12 protein-coding genes are annotated in these 18,456 nt (G+C 68.2%); 10 read left to right on the top strand and 2 right to left on the bottom strand.

Annotated elements, in window-relative coordinates:
• The first annotated feature begins 30 nt into the window (after positions 1-30).
• The 5 genes from ABZV44_RS13855 (at position 31) to ABZV44_RS13835 (ending at position 6,422) form a co-directional block, all read left to right on the top strand.
• Positions 31-1,125 (top strand): hypothetical protein, encoded by a 1,095-nt coding sequence (locus ABZV44_RS13855; protein ID WP_354835762.1) that lies wholly within the window; start codon positions 31-33, stop codon positions 1,123-1,125.
• 142 nt (positions 1,126-1,267) lie between these two features.
• A complete protein-coding gene (locus ABZV44_RS13850; RefSeq protein ID WP_354835760.1) occupies positions 1,268-1,660 on the top strand; it encodes a hypothetical protein in 393 nt (130 codons plus the stop codon).
• A 53-nt stretch (positions 1,661-1,713) separates the two neighbouring features.
• Positions 1,714-2,925, top strand: a complete 1,212-nt coding sequence (locus ABZV44_RS13845; RefSeq protein WP_354835758.1) for an acetyl-CoA C-acetyltransferase — start codon at positions 1,714-1,716, stop codon at positions 2,923-2,925.
• A 4-nt stretch (positions 2,926-2,929) separates the two neighbouring features.
• Positions 2,930-5,089: a 3-hydroxyacyl-CoA dehydrogenase NAD-binding domain-containing protein gene (locus tag ABZV44_RS13840; protein WP_354835756.1), complete on the top strand. Its 2,160-nt coding sequence runs from the start codon at positions 2,930-2,932 to the stop codon at positions 5,087-5,089.
• 34 nt (positions 5,090-5,123) lie between these two features.
• Positions 5,124-6,422 (top strand): acyl-CoA dehydrogenase, encoded by a 1,299-nt coding sequence (locus ABZV44_RS13835; protein ID WP_354835754.1) that lies wholly within the window; start codon positions 5,124-5,126, stop codon positions 6,420-6,422.
• Positions 6,423-6,434: 12 nt separating this feature from the next.
• On the opposite strand, the gene ABZV44_RS13830 is transcribed toward ABZV44_RS13835, so the two are convergent.
• Positions 6,435-7,439 (bottom strand): ABC transporter substrate-binding protein, encoded by a 1,005-nt coding sequence (locus tag ABZV44_RS13830; RefSeq protein WP_354835752.1) that lies wholly within the window; start codon positions 7,437-7,439, stop codon positions 6,435-6,437.
• A 498-nt stretch (positions 7,440-7,937) separates the two neighbouring features.
• Between ABZV44_RS13830 and ABZV44_RS13825 the strand changes: the two genes are divergently transcribed.
• Both ABZV44_RS13825 and ABZV44_RS13820 read left to right on the top strand, forming a co-directional pair.
• Positions 7,938-8,996 carry an ATP-binding protein gene (locus ABZV44_RS13825; RefSeq protein ID WP_354835750.1) on the top strand — a complete coding sequence of 353 codons (1,059 nt, stop codon included), beginning with the start codon at positions 7,938-7,940 and terminating at the stop codon, positions 8,994-8,996.
• A 17-nt stretch (positions 8,997-9,013) separates the two neighbouring features.
• On the top strand, positions 9,014-9,652 hold the full coding sequence (locus tag ABZV44_RS13820; RefSeq protein ID WP_354835747.1) for a response regulator transcription factor: 639 nt from the start codon (positions 9,014-9,016) through the stop codon (positions 9,650-9,652).
• On the opposite strand, the gene ABZV44_RS13815 is transcribed toward ABZV44_RS13820, so the two are convergent.
• Positions 9,653-10,477, bottom strand: coding sequence for a UbiA family prenyltransferase (locus ABZV44_RS13815; RefSeq protein ID WP_354835745.1), 825 nt, complete (start codon positions 10,475-10,477; stop codon positions 9,653-9,655). It abuts the gene before it with no gap.
• A 256-nt stretch (positions 10,478-10,733) separates the two neighbouring features.
• Between ABZV44_RS13815 and ABZV44_RS13810 the strand changes: the two genes are divergently transcribed.
• The 3 genes from ABZV44_RS13810 to ABZV44_RS13800 are packed head-to-tail and all read left to right on the top strand — an operon-like array spanning position 10,734 to position 18,426.
• The gene (locus ABZV44_RS13810) at positions 10,734-12,035 is read left to right on the top strand and encodes an FAD-dependent oxidoreductase (RefSeq protein WP_354835742.1); all 1,302 of its coding nucleotides are present in this window, start codon (positions 10,734-10,736) and stop codon (positions 12,033-12,035) included.
• Positions 12,036-12,068: 33 nt separating this feature from the next.
• A complete protein-coding gene (locus tag ABZV44_RS13805) occupies positions 12,069-12,350 on the top strand; it encodes an acyl carrier protein (RefSeq protein ID WP_354835740.1) in 282 nt (93 codons plus the stop codon).
• A gap of 28 nt (positions 12,351-12,378) precedes the next feature.
• The gene (locus ABZV44_RS13800) at positions 12,379-18,426 is read left to right on the top strand and encodes an SDR family NAD(P)-dependent oxidoreductase (protein WP_354835738.1); all 6,048 of its coding nucleotides are present in this window, start codon (positions 12,379-12,381) and stop codon (positions 18,424-18,426) included.
• Positions 18,427-18,456 lie beyond the last annotated feature (30 nt).

Below are 18,456 nucleotides of genomic sequence, written 5' to 3'. Positions count from 1 at the left end.
ACTGTCCCGCCGAGCGCTGAAGAGGCCACGATGACCAGCGTTGTGCTCATCGATGCGGGCCGGTCGGCAATCATCCCGGATGATCCCGACCTGCCCGAAACGCCCACCGGGCTGGCCGAGGACGTGATTCGTGCGCTGCTGCGCCGAACCTGCCTCGACCAGTCGGAACTCACCGAGCTGTTCCTGGCCGACCCCCGCTGCCTGTCGACGGGCCGCTCGGCCGGGCGGCCCGGCTGGGTCTTCGACCGGCCACCGCTCGACCTGACGACCACGGTCGGCACGAACAGTGCGTGGAGCCTGGCGCAGGCGGTCAGAACGATCGAGCAGAACCCGGAGATGATCGCGGTCGTCGCGGCGACCGACTTCGGACTGGGCTCCGGCCACAGCCATACCGGTGCCGAGCTCTATCTGAGGCAGCACACGGCTCGGGTGGTCGCCGCCTGGTGGGATGTCGCCTCCGACGAGATGGCGGGCTGGGCCCGTTCGTCGTACACCCGATCCGCCGAGTGCTCGGCAGCCGGCGACTTCGCGGCCGAGATCGTCTCCAGCACACCGGGATATCTCGCCGACTGCTTCCACAAGCCGGTCGCGAGCGACGCGTTCACCGGCTGGGCAGGTGCGGGCACGGTGCCGGAGCACGATTTCATCGACGATGGGCTGGTCGTCACGGCCCATCCGGCCCGCGGCGCGAGCGCGATCATCCTGGCCGGCGAGCAGAACGCGATCAGGCTGGGTCTGCGATACCGCGCCCGCCTGCAGGCGACCCGTGCGGTCCGCGCATCCAGCGAGTTCGGTATCGCCCCGCTCGGTCCGCACGCTGTCGACGAGCTCCTCGCCCCCTGTGGCCTCGACTTCGGCGGCCTCGACCAGCTCGAGGTCCCGGAGCAGTACGCCGTCACGCCGGTGGCCTGGATGAAGGAGACCGGGATCAGCGAGTTCCTGGTGAACCCGCGCGGCGGGGACCTCGCGTTCGGTCACCTTCCCCGTTCCGGCCGGCTGCGGTCGCTGGTCACGATGTTGAACTCGCTGGAAGACACCGGTGGCCGCGCCGGTGCGCTGGTCGCCTCCGATGCCCACCGAACCACCGCTTTCGTCCTCACCGTCCCCGACCACCATTGCTCATGAAAGGCACTCGTATGTCGCAATTGTCCAAGAAACAAATGGAAGAAATTCTCCTCGCTCACGAGATCGCTGAGCTGGAAATGGATGTCGAAGCCACCATGGCGACGCTGACCCCCAACCCGCATTACGAGCTCGCATCCCTCGGATGGGCGGTCGACGGAACGGATGCGAACGCGAGACGTATCGGCGCATCCTGCCCAATCGGGGGCGGGATGTCGCCGCCGAGAAGCGAGTGCACGCGGTAGCCGACAACACGCTGCTCCGTGAGGCGTTCATGTCGTTCAACACCCTCGAGGGCGAGCGGGTCACCGGCCTGTACCTGGTGGTGATGGCGTTCGATCCCGATCTGAAGCTGATCTCCGGTGAGCGGATGTACATGGACCCCAACTTCGGGAAGATGATGTCCGAACAGCTCGGTCCCGACTTCGGAGACCTGCCCGGCGTCTCGAGGATTTCCGCGTCGGCGCCCATGATCGAAAAGCACGACGCATACAGAGTGGCTGCTTCGCGCGGACTGACTATTTCTCCTCCCAAATAGGAATTCCCGTCGAAAGGGAGTTCATTACCTATGGCTGAAGAAGGGCCGTCAGTGTGAGTAACGAGGCATATATCTACGAGGCTATCCGCACGCCTCGGGGCAAGAACAAGGGCGGATCCCTGCACGGGACGAAACCGGTCGATCTGGTCGTCGGCCTGATCGAAGAGCTGAAGGCCCGCCATCCGGGGCTGGACCCCGCGGCGATCAACGACATCATTCTGGGCGTCGTTTCGCCGGTCGGGGACCAGGGCGGCGATATCGCCCGGGCCGCCGCGATGGGCGCCGGGCTGCCGGACACGGTCGCCGGAGTGCAGCTGAACCGGTTCTGTTCCTCGGGACTCGAGTCGGTCAACCAGGCGGCGGCCCGGGTGCGTTCGGGCTGGGAGAACCTGATCATCGCCGGTGGTGTCGAGTCGATGTCGCGGGTGCCGATGGGCGCCGACGGCGGCGCGATCTTCAACGACCCGGCTTTGACCTACGACAATTTCATCGCACCGCAGGGCATCGGCGCCGACCTGATCGCGACCATCGAGGGTTTCTCGCGCGAGGACGTCGACCGCTTCGCCGTGCGGTCGCAGGACCGCGCCGAGGCCGCGTGGTCCGGCGGGTATTTCGCGAAATCCGTTGTGCCGGTGAAGGACATCAACGGCGTGACGATCCTCGACCACGACGAGCATCGCCGTCCCGGCAGCACCGTCGAGACCCTCGGCAAGCTGAGGCCCGCCTTCGCGGGCATCGGCGAGGTGGGCGGTTTCGACGCGGTGGCGCTGCAGAAATACCACTGGGTCGAGCGGATCGACCACGTGCACACCGGCGGGAACTCCTCCGGCATCGTCGACGGCGCCGCCCTGGTGCTGATCGGGAACGAGCAGGTGGGCAAGGATCTCGGTCTCACCCCGCGCGCCCGCATCATGGCCGCCGCGATCACCGGGTCGGATCCGACGATCATGCTGACCGGTCCCACGCCGGCCACCCGGAAGGTGCTCGGCCTGGCCGGGCTGACCGTCGACGACATCGACCTCTTCGAGCTCAACGAGGCGTTCGCGTCGGTCGTGCTGAAGTGGATGAAGGATCTGGAACTGCCGGACGAGAAGGTCAATGTCAATGGCGGCGCGATCGCGATGGGGCACCCGCTGGGCGCCACCGGCGCGATGATCCTCGGGACCATGGTGGACGAGCTGGAGCGGCGGCAAGCCCGGCGCGCACTGCTGTCGTTGTGCGTCGGCGGCGGCATGGGTATCGCGACGATCATCGAGCGGGTGTGAGGACATGACCAACACGATTCGCTGGGACCGGGACGCCGACGGCATCGTCGTGCTGACCCTGGACGACCCGAACCAGCCCGCCAACACGATGAACGCCGACTTCCAGGAGTCCTTCGGGCAGGTCGTGGACCGGCTGGAGGCCGAGCGGGACTCGATCACCGGCGTGGTGATCGCGTCGGCGAAGAGCTCGTTCTTCGCGGGTGGTGATCTGCGGGACCTGATCCGGGCGACGCCGGAGCACACCGAGCACGTCACCGAGTCGACCACTGCGCTGAACGCGCGGCTGCGCCGCCTGGAGACGCTGGGCAAGCCGGTCGTGGCGGCCATCAACGGCCTCTGCCTGGGCGGCGGCTTCGAGATCGCGCTCGCGACGCACCACCGCATCGCGGCGAATATCGAGGGCGTCGTCGTCGGATCACCCGAGGTCACCTTCGGCCTGATGCCCGGTGCGGGCGGCGTCGTCCGCACCACGCGCCTGCTCGGGATCCAGCATGCGCTCCGCACTGTGCTGATGCGCGGCCAGCGGCATAATCCGGTGCAGGCCAAGGAATTCGGCCTGATCGACGAGCTGGTGTCCACCGTGGACGAACTGCTGCCGAAGGCCAAGGAGTGGATCAAGGCCAACCCCGGGGCCGTGCAGCCGTGGGACGCCGAGGGCTATCGGATGCCCGGTGGCTCGCTGTCGGACCCGGCGTTCGCGGCGAACCTGCCGGCCTTCACGGCCAATCTGCGCAAGCAGGTCAAGGGCGCGCCGATGCCCGCCCCGCGGGCGATCCTGGCCGCCGCGATCGAGGGCGCGCAGGTGGACTTCGAGACCGCCACGAAGATCGAGGCGCGCTATTTCGTCAGCATCGTCACCGGTCAGGTCGCGAAGAACATGACCAAGGCGTTCTTCTTCGACCTGCGGCGGATCAGTGCGGGCGGTTCGCGTCCCGAGGGTTTCGAGAAGTACGCCGCGCGGAAGGTCGGTGTGCTCGGCGCCGGGATGATGGGCGCTGCCATCGCCTATGTGTCGGCGCAGGCCGGCATCGACGTCGTGCTGAAGGACGTGTCGCCGGCGAACGCCGTCGCGGGCAAGGGCTACGCGGTCGAACTCGAGCGAAAGGCCCTGTCGCGGGGCGAGACCACGCAGGAGGCGTCGGATGCGCTGCTCGCGCGGATCACGCCGACGGCCGATCCGGCGGACTTCGCCGGCGTGGACTTCGTGATCGAGGCCGTGTTCGAGAGCCCGGAGCTCGAGCACAAGGTGTTCGGCGAGATCGAGCACATTGTCGAGCCGGACGCCGTGCTCGGTTCGAACACCTCGACGCTGCCGATCACGGGTCTCGCACAGGGCGTGCAGCGGCCGGAGGACTTCATCGGCATCCACTTCTTCTCGCCGGTGGACAAGATGCGGCTCGTGGAGATCATCCGCGGTGAGAAGACGTCCGACGCGACGCTCGCGAAGGTCTTCGACTACGTCCTGCAGATCGGGAAGACACCCATCGTCGTCAACGACAGCCGTGGTTTCTTCACCTCGCGCGTGATCGGCACCTTCCTCAACGAGGCGGTGGCCGCGGTCGGTGAGGGCGTCGAGCCGGCGACGATCGAGCAGGCCGGTGCGCAGGCGGGCTATCCGGCTCCGCCGCTGCAGTTGTGGGACGAGCTGACGTTGACGCTGCCGCGCAAGGTCCGGCAGGAGTCGCGTGCCGCGGTCGAGGCCGCGGGCGGCACCTGGGCCTCGCACAGCTCGGAAGCCGTCATCGACCGCATGATCGACGAGTTCGATCGCAAGGGCCGCTCCGCCGGCGCGGGCTTCTACGACTACGTCGACGGGAAGCGCACCCGCATCTGGCCGGGTCTGCGCGCGGCTTTCGGCAGCGGCGGCAAGCGGATCCCGTTCGAGGACCTGCGCGACCGCATGCTGTTCGCCGAGGCGCTCGAGACGGTCAAGTGTTTCGACGAGGGGGTGCTGAACTCCGTGCGGGACGCCAATATCGGTTCGCTGCTCGGCATCGGCTTCCCGGCCTGGACCGGCGGCGTCATCCAGTTCATCAACCAGTACGAGGGCGGTTTGCCGGGCTTCGTGGCCAGGGCCCGCGAGCTGGCCGATCGCTACGGTGACCACTTTCTGCCGCCGCAGTCCCTGGTGGAGAAGGCCGGCAAGGGCGAGATCTACGAGTAGATCTCGATCGGTACGAGTACAGGGAGGCATCCAGGTGGGCCACTACAAGAGCAATGTCCGCGACCTCGAGTTCAACCTCTTCGAGGTGCTGGCGATCGACCGGGTTCTCGACTCGGGAGCGTTCGGCGACCTGGATGCCCCCACGGTCCGCGCCATGCTGGGCGAAGCGGCGCGGCTGGCCGAGGGCCCGCTGGCGGAGTCGTTCGCCGACGCGGACCGCAATCCGCCGACGTTCGACGCGGCCGCGCACGCGGTATCGCTGCCCGCGTCGTTCATTCGCTCCACGCGGGCCTGGCAGCAGGCCGGCTGGCACAAGGTGGGGCTGAAGGAGGAGGTCGGTGGTACGGCGGCGCCGTCGGTCGTCAAATGGTCGATCTGGGAACTGATCCTCGGCGCCCAGCCCGCGGCGTTCGTCTACACGAGCGGACCGCAGAACGCCGAGATCCTGCACATTCTGGGCAACGCAACTCAGCGGCGGTGGGCCGAGATCGCGGCCGCGCGCGAGTGGAGCGGGACCATGGTGTTGACCGAGGCCGACGCCGGCTCCGATGTCGGCGCCTGCCGCACCACCGCGATGCGGCAGGCCGACGGCAGCTGGCGGCTCGAGGGTGTGAAGCGATTCATCACCGGCGGCGACTCCGACATCTCGGAGAACATCCTCCATCTGGTGCTGGCTCGGCCGGAGGGCGCTGGACCGGGGACGAAGGGACTGTCGCTGTTCGTGGTGCCGAAATTCCACTTCGACCCCGGCACCGGTGAGCTCGGCGCTCGCAACGGCGTCTTCGCCACGGGTCTGGAACGCAAGATGGGACTCGAGGCGTCGGCGACCTGTGAGCTCACCTTCGAGGGCACCACCGCGATCCAGGCGCAGGACTTCTTCTTCCGCAAGATCGGGCGTGACCGCGGTGCCGCGTTCGCGCACGTGACCGATCAGATCGCGAAGTTCCTCGCGGGCAGTGTCGGAGGCGGCCGCCTCGAGCGCGAGCGTGCTCTCCTGGCCACCGCACTCGAGGACGTCGAGGCGATGGTCGCGACCCTCACCGGCTTCCGCTCCGCTGCGCAGCAGGAGCCGGCCGAGCTGTACCGCATCCGACTGGTGTCGGTGCGCTTTCTGCTCGCCGTCGGTGACCTGCTGATCGGCTGGCTGCTGCTGCGCCAGGCCGGCGTCGCGCTCACCGCCATCGACACGTCGGGCAGCACCCCGTTCTACGAGGGGAAGGTCGCCGCCGCCTCGTTCTTCGCCAAAAATGTGCTCCCGCAACTCGGTACGGTGCGCACGATCATCACCGATGTCGACCTCGGGCCGATGGATCTCGACGAGGCGGCGTTCTGACGCCGACATCGATCAGCGGAATATCGCCGATCGCAGTGCGGCCAGCACTCTGCCGGTGTTGGGGCCGAAGCTGAGCAGGACGCTGTCGGACATGTCGATGATCCGGTGCGCGTGCCCGGCGGGGGTTTGTGCGATGCCCGGGATTTTGAGCAATCCCGTTGTGCCACCGATGGAATCGAGCCCGTCGGTCATGACCAGGAGGATGTCCGGGCGGGCCGCGATCATGGCCTCGCCGGTGATGGCGACGAAGGGTTCGCCGAGTCCGGCCGCCGTTCCGGCGTCTTCCGCGCCGAGGCCGGTGATCAGGGCGTCCGCGCCGGAGCCCGGGCCGGCGAGCATGGTGAGCGCCGTGCCGCGCAGATAGACGAATGCGATGCGCAACTTCGGATTCCGTGCGGGGAGAGCCGCAGTCGCGGTGGCGATTTCGGCGGTTGTGCGTTGCGCGAGAGCGACGCCCTGGTCGTGGACGCCCAGCGTATCGGCGATCGCCTGGATCTGTGGGCCGGTGCCGTTCAGCGTTCGTGCCGGGTCGAAGAAGACGATCGGCACCGCTGCGGCTCGCAGCTGTTCGAATACCGCAGGAGTTCCGGTGGTGGTGTCGGTCAGCAGTACGGTCGGGTGCAGGGCCAGAACGGCTTCCACGCTCATGGCCTCGCCGTCCGGGGTGACGTTGGGCAGGCCCGCGATCGCGGGGATCTTGGCAGCGGTGCTGCGCCCGACGAGACGGCTACCGAGGCCCAGCGCGTAGACGGTCTGTGCGAGGGTGCCGAACCGGTCGACGGCGATGATGCGACTCGAGTCCTGGATCGTCACGTCGGTGCCGTCGAAACTGTGCGCCGTGACCGGGAGCGTCGGGTGCGGGTCCGAGGCTATCGGTTGCGGGTTGGCGTCTCCCAGCGTAGCTGTGACATTGCCCTTGGCGGCGCTGTCGCCGGTATCGGTGGCCGAGCACGCCCCGAGCCCGAGTGAGACCACCAGTCCGAGGGTGAGTATTCCGAGCTTGCCGCAGCTGAACACGCACTCAGCGTATCGGCCGGCAGCTCATCCACCGCTACTCAATTCTCGTGCGACGGACGGTGCATGTTCCTTTCCCGCAACGGTTTTCCGGTGTTCAGGAGGCATTAATGTGAGCGCTCGGCCGCCCCTGTCGTCTGCCGAAGTGCTCCTGACAGGACAGGTTCGGCGTGCGCGCATGGTGAAATCGAGGGGGCTGGGGTGAACGCGGCGTGAACCACGCCGAAATGGGCAACTGACCAGGTATTTTGCCCGTTTTGCGAACCGCTCGGTAGCCCTGCGATGGGCGCCGGATCGGTCGATGAACGGGGGATCCTTGGGTACAGTACGGCGTGACTCCGGGATGTCTCCGAGGGGTAACCCGGTGCATCGTGTGTGGGAATCGTGAGGGAAATCGGCGATGGTAATCGTGGCGCGAACATGGCGTTGGCACTGGGCTTTTCGGCGAGTTAACGATAGCAACATAATAGCTGAAGCGGGGAAGTACGGCGGGACTGATGTATGAGGCCGAATCTGCCGGAGAGTGCGGCCGCGCGCTTGAGGGACCGACAGCAGTATCTGATCGATCGCTATCGCATGGAGTTGGAACACGCTGGGAGCGCGCTGGTTTCGGACGACGCGGTCTGGGAGGAATGTGTCGTTCAGGCGCGCCAGATCATCGGTGAATGCGCCGAGTCGATGGGATCCGGGCAGGCGAGCCGAGTCGAGGTCCCGGTCGAGCGGTTCGTGAACATGGCCGAGCGGCGGGGTATCCGGGGGATCCGTCCGGACTGCTCGGTGCGCGCGGCCGTGATCATGTTCGAACTGGTGATGGCCGAAGCGGTGGATGCGCTCGGTCCGGGCACCGGGGAGCGGGATCAGATCGTCACGCTGGCAACGGCTCTCAGCCGGAGCCTGTTCGCCCGGCTGGAGGCCGGGGCCAAGGGGTATGACGCCTTTCTGCTGGACCAGATCCGGATCGTGAACGATGCCGATCGGCGCAAGCTCGCGCGAGAGGTTCACGACCGGCTGGGGAACACGCTCAGCGTCGCCATGCATCAGCTGGAGATCGTTGCGGCCGGAGAACCGAAGGGCCGCAAGGGAATTGCCGCCGCCGTGGACGTCCTTTCGGATGCGATCGCGGAATTGGCGGCCATCACCACGGGTTTGCGGGCGGAGGAGGGCGGAAATTCCCTGCGGGACGCTCTGACGGCATTCGTGCGCTCGGTCGGGCGGACGACTCCGATGGTCGAGATCCGGGTCAACGGGTCGCAGTCCTGGGTCTCCACCGACGTCATGGACGAGACGTTCCTCATTCTGCGTGAGGCGCTGCGCAATGCCTTCGCCCATGCCCAGGCCACCCGTGTCGCCGTCGAGGTCGATATCGCGCCCCACGAGGTCTGGGCACAGGTGGTGGACAACGGGATCGGATTCGACCCGTCGCAGCCGAGGCGGTCGAACGGGCTCCATTCGATGCGGGAGCGGGCCGAGTTGCTGTCCGGATCGGTCACTCTCGGTTCGTCTCCCGGCCTCGGAACACGCGTCGCGGTGTGGATACCGCTGCCTATCGACGTGGAGTGAGGACCGCGATGATTACGGTGCTGGTCATCGACGATCACAACATGCTGCGCGGTGCGCTGTGCGAGATCCTCGACCGCGAAAGCGATATCACGGTCGTGGGCCAGGCGGCCGACGGCCGCGCCGGCGCGGAATACGCGGAGCGGCTGCACCCGAAGGTCGTGATCCTAGATGTCGAGATGCCCGGGAGCGACGTGGTGCAGAACCTCCTCACCCTGCGGGACGTGAGCCCCGAGTCGCGAGTGCTGATCGTGAGCATGCATCAGGACACGGCCTTGATCCGCGACCTCGTCGAGTACGGCATAGCCGGTTATCTGCACAAGAGCGCCAAGCGGGAGACGCTGCTGTCGGCGATTCGTGCCGCGGACGCGGGCGGCGAGGTGGTCGTCTACGTGTCGTGGCAGGAGGACAAGGGATTCGGTGGGGGGAACCGGGATCCGCTGCCGGACCAGACGCTCACCGACCGGGAACTGGAGGTGGTGGAACAGGTTGCCGGCGCGTTGAGCAACCGGCAGATCGCGAATGCCCTCGGTATCACCGAGGGCACCGTGAAGCGGCACTTGCGGAATATCTTCAGGAAGCTCGGCGCCGTGTCGCGACTGGACATGGTCAATCGCGCGACGGCGGCCAAGCTGATCTCTCCCTATCCGCCGGAGTGATCACACCGGCAGGCCGCTGATCAGCGCGCCGAGATTGGCGGCCAGCTGGGTGATCATGAAGGCGCGGTATGGTCGCCGGCTCACCGGCCGGGGATCGCGATAGCGGGTGGTGAGCGTGTAACCCACCACCAGGGCCGCGCCGAACATCATGGGGACGCAGGGGCATTCGAGGGTCGGAAGCCGGGAGGCGCCGACCGCGAGGCCGGTCGCCACCCCGAGGGCGGCCAGGGATACCCACCTGCGCAACGGCATCTCGCCGACCAGCAGGGTGAGCACCCGCCGCTGTGCCGCGCGATCACCGGCGACATCGGAGAAGTCCTTGACCACCGCGCCGATCAATCCCATCCACAGTGACATCACCACCGCGAAGACCACCAGGTCGGGCGTGAGCTGGGCGCGGATGGCCACGCCTCCCGCCAGATAGGTGCACAATCCGCCGACCGTGACGATCGCGCTGGAGCCGGCCCAGGTGTGGCTGAGCTGGATGGGGGGCATGGAGTAGAAGTAGCCGAGCGCGAGGAACACCAAAACGAGGACGGCCATGGTGATTCCGACGTGCAGTGCGAGGACGAGCGCGGCGATCGCGGCCAGCTGCGTGGCCGCCGCCGCGTCGCGTGGGTCGAGGTCGCCGCGGCCGATCGGCCGCCCGACTCCGTTGATCCGATCGTTCACGCCGTCGGCGATGCCGTTCATCAAATAGACGCACACCGTTGTGAGAAACCACGCCGCGACCGCCCAGGAGTAATCGATCCAGGCCGTGAGCGGTATCGAGGAGAACGGGGGCGCGGCGAGCGCCGACGCGGCGACGAAACGTAGTGCGAACATGAATTGAACGAATGGCCGTGCTTCCGCGAAACAGAGGCGGAGAATTCGTGCTAGATTAACAATTCGATAGGCTTCGGTTTTCCAATGGTGTCCAGACGTCGTTCTGTCGATCGCCATGGTCGCAGTCTCGCAGACTGCCACCGCGCCTCGAATACCTCTTTGGATACATGCGCGAGTGCTCCCTTCGTGGCGTTCTCCGCCGGCCGCCCCCTGTTTATGGTGATACCGGATCGTGATCAACCGTGAAGGGATGGGCATGGCAAAGGTTGCTGTGATCGGCGCCGGAATAGCAGGTATCTCGGCCGCTTATCATCTGCGTGGGCACGCCGATGTGACCGTATTCGAGAAGGAATCGAATGCCGGTGGGCATGCCAATTCGGTCGAGGTGACCGATGCCGGCCGGACCCTCGGGCTGGACACCGCATTCATCGTCTACAACGAGCCGCACTACCAGAAGATTACGAAGTTCTTCGCCGATCTCGGGGTCGCCGGTCAGGACCATCCGGGCCGCTTCAGTTTCAACAATGCCGACACCGGTATCTGCTACGTGTCGGACGATTTCGAACTGGACGAGGCCGCGATTCGCGCCAAATACCCCGAGGATTTCGTGCAGCTGTGGGCCGAGGCCGAGCGCTTCTACGAGGAGTCGCCGAAGCACTTCATCCGGAAGCAGGCCGAGATGCCGCTCGGTGAGTATCTGACCAGCAACGGCTACAGCGACACCTTCCGGTACGGGTTCGTGGTGCTGGTGGCGACCGCCGCCTGGTCGGTGCCCGCGGACCGGATCTGGGACATGCCCGCCGCGACCGTGATCGCCTTCTTCCTCGGCCACGGCCGCGAGGGCCTGGGCGGGCGGACCGCGCCCTGGCGGACGGTGACCGGCGGCAGCATCAACTACGTCCGTGCCGCGCTGGAACGCCTGGCCGAAGCCGGTCAGCAGGTGCGGCTGGGCACGAGCGCCGACCGGGTCGCCGAGGACGCGGAGGGTGTGATCGTCTCCACCGATGCCGGCACCGAGCGCTTCGACGAGGTGATCATCGCGGCGCACGCCGATGACGCGCTGGCCATGCTGGCCGAGCCGACGCCGGCGCAGCGCATGCTCGAGGCGATCCGCTACAACCACACCCGCGCCGCCCTGCACACCGACGCCGCGTGCATGCCGGTCGACCGCGAGAAGTGGCGCAGCTGGAATTACGCGCGCGCGGGCAGCAACGACGATATGAGCACCTGGGTCGTCTACTACCTCAACCAGTTGCACGACTTCACCAGTGCGACCGACTACTTCCTGACGCTGGACTATCCGTTCGAGGTCGCGCCGGAGAAGATGATCCGCGAATTCGACTATCGGCATCCGGTGTTCACCGTCGAGGCGCGGTCCTTGCAGTCCAGGATTCACACCATCAATGCCGGTGACTCCCGAGTGAAGTTCGCCGGTTCGTATTTCCACTCCCGGAAGATGGGCATCGACATCGTGGGCAGCCACGAGTCGGCCTTCGATTCCGGTGCGGCCGCCGCCGATGCGGTCGTCCGGAGCCTTTCCGTCGAGAACGCTCGCTGACCCGAATTACCTACAGTTTGTTGGAGTTTGATCATGACCGACAAGATTGACACCACCGATCTCACCGTCGAGCAGGTTCAGGACTGGCTGGCCGAGAAGATTGCTTTCAAATTGCAGGCAGAGCCGTCCGAGATTTCCTTCGACGACTTCTTCGATTCTTTCGGCCTGGATTCCACCGAGGCCCTGGTGCTGGGGAACGAACTGGAATCCTGGCTCGGTTTCGAACTGGAGACCACCGCGCTGTGGTACCACCCGACCATCGCCGAACTCGCCCGCTACATCGTCACCGAGAAGGACCGCCTCGCGGCGGCCTGACCGGACGCTCCAGCCAAGGAAAAGTGCAATGGACAATCGGATGAAGCTCGGCGATACGCCTATCGCCATCGTCGGCCTGGGCGCGCTGTTCCCGCGTTCCGCCGATCTCTCGGAATTCTGGTCGAATGTGGTCGAGGCCGCCGACTGCATCGAGGATGTGCCGGAATCGCATTGGCGGATCGAGGATTACTACGACCCGGATCCCAGCGCGCCGGACAAGACCTACGCCAAACGCGGCGGCTTCATTCCGACGATCGACTTCAACCCGCTCGAATTCGGCCTGCCGCCGAACCAGCTGGAGGTCACCGACGTCCTGCAGCTGCTGAGCCTGGTGGTGGCCAAGCAGACCCTCGCGGACGCGGGCGCCCTCGACTCGACGTGGTACGACTCGAGCCGTACCGGCGTGATTCTCGGTATCACCGGCGCGAACTCGCTCACCCAGCCGCTGGCCACGCGCCTGCAGACGCCGGTCCTGAAGGAGGTCGTGCGCAGCTGCGGGCTCAGTGACCAGGATGCCGAGGAGATCGCGGCGAAGTTCGTGAAGGCCTTCGCGCTGTGGGAGGAGAACTCCTTCCCGGGCATGCTCGGCAATGTCGTCGCCGGCCGCATCGCCAACCGTTTCGACCTGGGTGGCACCAACTGCACGGTGGACGCCGCCTGCGCGAGTTCGCTCGCCGCCGTGCACATGGCGGTCGCCGAATTGGTGTCCGGCCGTGCCGATCTGATGATCAGCGGTGGCTGCGACGCCGAGAACACCATCCTGATGTACCTGTGCTTCAGCAAGACCCCGGCGTTGTCCAAGTCCGGCATGATCCGCCCGTTCGACGAGAATTCGGACGGCACCATGATCGGCGAGGGCATGGGCATGCTGGCCCTCAAGCGACTGGCCGACGCCGAACGCGACGGCGACCGCATCTACTCCGTGCTGCGCGGTATCGGCAGTTCCAGCGACGGGCGTTTCAAGAGCATTTACGCGCCACGCAAGGAAGGCCAGATCGTCGCGCTGAAGCGCGCCTACGACGACGCCGGATTCGGGCCGGAGCAGATCGGCCTGCTGGAATGCCACGGCACCGGCACCGCGGTCGGTGACGTGACCGAATTGTCGGCGCTGCGTGAGGTTTTCACCGAGGCGAGCGACGACAAGCAGTTCTGCGCGGTCGGCAGCGTCAAATCGCAGATCGGCCACACCAAGGCGGCGGCCGGCGCGGCGGGTCTGATCAAGCTCTCGATGGCGTTGCACCAGAAGGTGCTGCCGCCGACGATCAATGTCGAGAAGCCCAAGGAATCCGTCGATTTCCCGAACTCGCCGTTCTGGGTGAACACCTCGACCCGGCCGTGGGTGCTGGAGCCGAATCGCGACCGGCGGCGGGCGGCGAGCTCGTCGTTCGGATTCGGTGGCACCAATTTCCACTGCGTGCTCGAGGAATACGACCCCGCCGGGGCGGATGCCCGTGCGCTGCACCGCGATTACCGGGTGCACGTGTGGCAGGGCGCGGACGCCGAGGCGCTGCTGGCCGCGGTCGCGGAGCGGCCGGCGGGCGGCGACGTGGACGCGCCGATCGAGGCCGCGCAGGCCCGCCTGGCGGTGGTCGCCCGGGACGCCGCCGAGCTGCATGCGTTGCGGGACAAGGTGATCGAGCGGTTGCGGGCCGAGCCGGACGCCGAAGCCTTCGAGCTGCCGGGTGGCGCCTGGTACCGCCGCCGGGCCGCGGTGCCCGGCAAGGTCGCCGCGCTGTTCGCCGGTCAGGGCAGCCAGTACGTCGGCATGGGCGTGCGGACCGCGCTGGCCGTGCCGCCGGTGCGTGCCACCCTCGATGCCGCCAGCCGGATCTCGGAACCCGCCGAGCCGCTCAGCCGTGTGATCTACCCGCCGCAGGCCTTCGATCCCGAGACCGCCGCGCGCCAGGAAGAGGCGTTGCGCCGCACGGACTTCGCGCAGCCCGCGATCGGCGCGCTGTCCTCCGGTCAGTACCGGTACCTGCTGGAGCTGGGTTTCGACGCGGAAGGCACCCTGGGGCACAGCTTCGGTGAGCTCACCGCCCTGTGGGCGGCCGGCGCCCTGGACGACGACACCTTCCACCGCCTGGCCCGGGCCCGTGGGCAGGCCATGGCCCAGCTGCCCGAAGGCGCGTCCGACCGGGGCACCATGGCGGCGCTCCGCTGTGGCGCCGAGCAGCTCACCGAGCTGCTGGCGGCCCACCCGGATGTGGTGATCTGCAACCTCAATGCCCCGGAGCAGACGGTCGTGGGCGGCGGCACCGACGCGGTGCGCGCCTTCGCCGAGGAGGCCGACCGGCTCGGTCTGGGTGCGAGCCTGCTGCCGGTGTCGGCGGCGTTCCACACCTCCTATGTCGCACACGGTGTTTCGGCCTTCCGCGCCGCGGTTGCCGAGGCGGTCTGCGCCGCCCCGTCGATTCCGGTGTTCGCGAACACCGCCGGCGCGGAGTACGGCACGGACCTCGACCGCAACCGAGCGGTCCTGGTCGAGCAGCTGTCGCAGCCGGTCTCGTTCGCGCCGCGCGTGCTCGAGATGTACGAGGCCGGGTACCGGGTGTTCGTCGAATTCGGTCCCAAGTCGGTGCTTTCCGGACTGGTGCGCAAGATCCTGGCCGACCGCGACGACGTCGTGGTGCTGGCCGCGGATGCCGGCCCCGCCACGGACGGCGACCGCTCGCTCAAGCAGCTCGCGGCACGCCTCGCGGTCCTCGGCCTGCCGCTCGCCGGATTCAACCGCTACAGCGTCACAGCCCCCGATGTAGTCGAAACCAAAGGAATGAGGATTCCCTTGAACGGCATCAACTACGTCTCCGAGGAGCGCCGCGGCGCTTATCGGGACGCACTCGAGAACGGCTATCAGGTGCCCCGGCCGGAGGCCGCTCCGGCCCCGGCCCCGGGGAACGGCAACGGGAACGGCAATGGCCACAGCACCCCGGCTCCGGCCGCGGCGCCGGCGGCGTCCGGGTCCGACACCATGGCCGGTGACCACCTCGCGCTGCACCGCGAGTACCTGAGCAGCCAGCTGCGGGTGGCCGAAAGGCTCAGCGGCATCCTGGAATACGACGCGCTGCAGGGCAACCTGACCGACCGCACGGTCGCCGGGCTCGCCTCGGTCAGCGACCACAGCGTCGCGATCGGCCAGGCGCACAGCCAGGCCAGCGAGGTGCTGCTGGGCTTCGCCTACCTGGAGGCCGGCATGGGCGGTGTCGCCCCGGCCGTGCGCCGTCCGGTCGAGCGCCTGCCGCGCCCCGAGCTGAACGTGGGCCAGTCCGCCAACACCCAGGCCATCGCCGCTCCGGCCCCCGCGCCCGCCCCGGTCGCGCAGCCGGTCGCGCAGCCGGTCGCCGTCGCCGCTCCCGCGGCCCCGGTCGCCGCCCCCGTCGCTCCGGTCGCCCCGGTCGCCCCCGCCGCTCCGGTCGCTCCGGTCGCCGCTCCCGTGGCTCCGGCCCCGGTTGCCGCCCCCGTCGCCGCTGCGCCGGCCCCCTCCCCGGCCGCCGCCCCCGCCGGTGACCCCACCGAGGTCGTCCAGCAGGCACTGCTGGAGGTCGTGGCCGAGAAGACCGGTTACCCGACCGACATGCTCGACATGGACATGGATGTCGAGGCCGACCTCGGCATCGACTCCATCAAGCGAGTCGAGATCATGGGCGCGCTCCAGGAGCGCTTCCCCGACAGCCCGCAGGCCGGACCCGAGCAGATGGGTGAGCTGCGGACCCTGGGCGGCATCGTCACCTTCATCAGCGGCGCGCTCGCCGGTGCCAATGGGGCGGAGGCGGTTCTCCCAAAAGCTGACGGCGCGTCCCGGATTGGCCGGATGCAGGCGCGCCTTGTCGAGATTCCTTCTGTCCTCACTCTGGTCGGGGCGTACGCCGAGCAGCCGGTGGCGCTGGTCGCCGGCGACGGTAGCGCCCTGACCGAGCCGATCTCCGCCGCCCTCGAGGCGGCGGGCTGGACCGTGCAGCGTGGCACGGAGGCGCCGGCCGATCGGGTGGATCTGGCGCTGTTCCTGGCTCCGGATGCCCCGGCCGGATGGTCGGAGTCCATCGTGACCCTCGAATCCGCACTGCTGACAGCGGCTTCCGTCCAGCGCCCCCTGGAACGGACGGCCGAACACGGGCGTGCGGCCTTCGTCACGGTCAGCCGGATCGATGGGCTCCTGGGCCTGTCCGGCGGCAGCGATGCCGCCGGACTCCTCGGCGGACTGCCGGGCCTGGTGAAAACGCTGGCGATCGAAGCACCTTCGCTGTTCTGCCGTGCTGTCGACCTGAGTCCGGAACTCACCGGCGAGCAGGCGGTGGCCCAGCTGATCGCGGAGATCGCCGATGCGGACACCGCGGCTGTCGAGGTCGGCGTGGCGGCGGACCTGAGCCGCCGCACGCTGGCCGCGACGATCGAGGACGGCACCGATCCACTGCTCCCGCAGGGTGATTCGGTCGCCGCACCGACCGAGGCCGATCTGCTCGTGGTCACCGGTGGCGGCCGCGGCGTCACCGCGGCGTGCGTCATCGGCCTGGCCCGGCGCTACCGCAGCGGCCTGCTGCTGCTGGGCCGCAGTGAACTCGCGGATGAACCCGCTTGGGCCGCAGGCGTTCCCGACGGCGCCCTCAAGGGCGCCATCGTGGGCGAGCTGCGGGCGGCGGGCACCAAGCCGACGCCGCGGGACGTGGAGCGGATCTACCGCGGGCTCATCGCGGGCCGGGAGATCCGGGAAACCCTGGCGGCCATCCGGGCGACCGGCGCGACCGCGGAGTACCTGGCCGTGGACGTGACCGACGCCGCCGCGACCGCGGCCGCGCTGGCTCCGCACCGGGACCGGATCACCGGCCTGGTGCACGGGGCGGGCGTGCTCGCGGACAAGGCGATCGTCGATCAGCGCAGCGCTGACGTCGGTCCGGTGCTGGCGACCAAACTGGCCGGGTTGCGCTCGGTGCTGGACGCCCTCGGCGAGGACCGCCTGAACCACGTGGTGCTGTTCTCCTCGATCGCCGGATTCTTCGGCAACCGCGGGCAGTCCAGCTACGCCAGTGCGAACGAGGCGCTCAACCGCGTCGCGGCCGCCCTGCGCCGCCGTCTTCCGGCCGCCCGCGTCACCTCGGTGAACTGGGGCGCCTGGGCCGGCGGCATGGTGACTCCGGAGCTCGAGCGGATGTTCGCCGAACGCGGTGTGACGCTGATTCCGCTGCCGACGGGCGTGGACTTCTTCGCCGAGCAGTTCAGCACGGACCGCTCCCACGACGTGGTGGTCGTGGTCGGGCCGAACCAGCCGCTGTCGGCGCAGCCGCCGCGTGAGATCGCGACCGGGACAACGGTACTGCGGTTGCCGATGACCGGTCTGGCGGACGACGAGGTGCTGTCCGATCATGCCATCGGCGGGATCCCGGTGCTGCCGGCCACGGCGGCGGTGGGTGCGATCCTGGGTGCGGCGCAGCGTCTGCGCGGCATCCCGGCCACCCGGCTGACCGGCTTCTCCGTCCTGAAGGGTGTGGTGCTCGACGCGGATGCGCCGCAGCACCTGGACCTGGCGGTGACGGGGGAGCAGGTGCTGGTCACCGACTCGGCCGGCCGCCCGCGTTTCCGCGCGCAGGTTCCGGCGGAATCGGCCGGCGCCGCACCGGTGCTCGCCCTGCCCGATCTGAGCGTCGTCGCACCGGTCACGGCCTACACCGACGGCGTGCTGTTCCACGGACCGTCCCTGGCCGCGATCACCGGCACGGTGGCGGCGGCGGACGGGCGGTTGGTGGCGGTGTGCCGCCCGGTCGAGTCACGGCTCGGCGCAGGCGAATTCGCCGCGGGGCAGTACTCCCCGGAGTCGGCCGATCTGCTGCTGCAAGCGGCGCTGGTGCAGGTGCACCGGACCGTCGGGCTGAACAGCCTGCCGACGGCGATCGGTGCGGTCGAGGTGTACGACGCCCTGCCCGGGACGGGTGAATTCCTGGTGGTCGTGGATGCCCTCCAGATCAACGGTTCAGTGGCCAGAGGCACGGTCACCGCCTGCGCTCGCGACGGCCGCGTGCTGTTGCGCTTCGAGGCGGTGCAGTTGGTGGCGGACGCCGCTCTGGGCGCGAAATTCCATTCCTGACGGATCAATCGGATCGGACAGTGTGACATC

The organism is Nocardia sp. NPDC004860, assembly GCF_040609015.1.
GTDB lineage: Bacteria > Actinomycetota > Actinomycetes > Mycobacteriales > Mycobacteriaceae > Nocardia.
The sequence above is the reverse complement of the archived record's forward strand: the minus strand, read 5'-3'. Positions and strand labels throughout refer to the sequence as shown.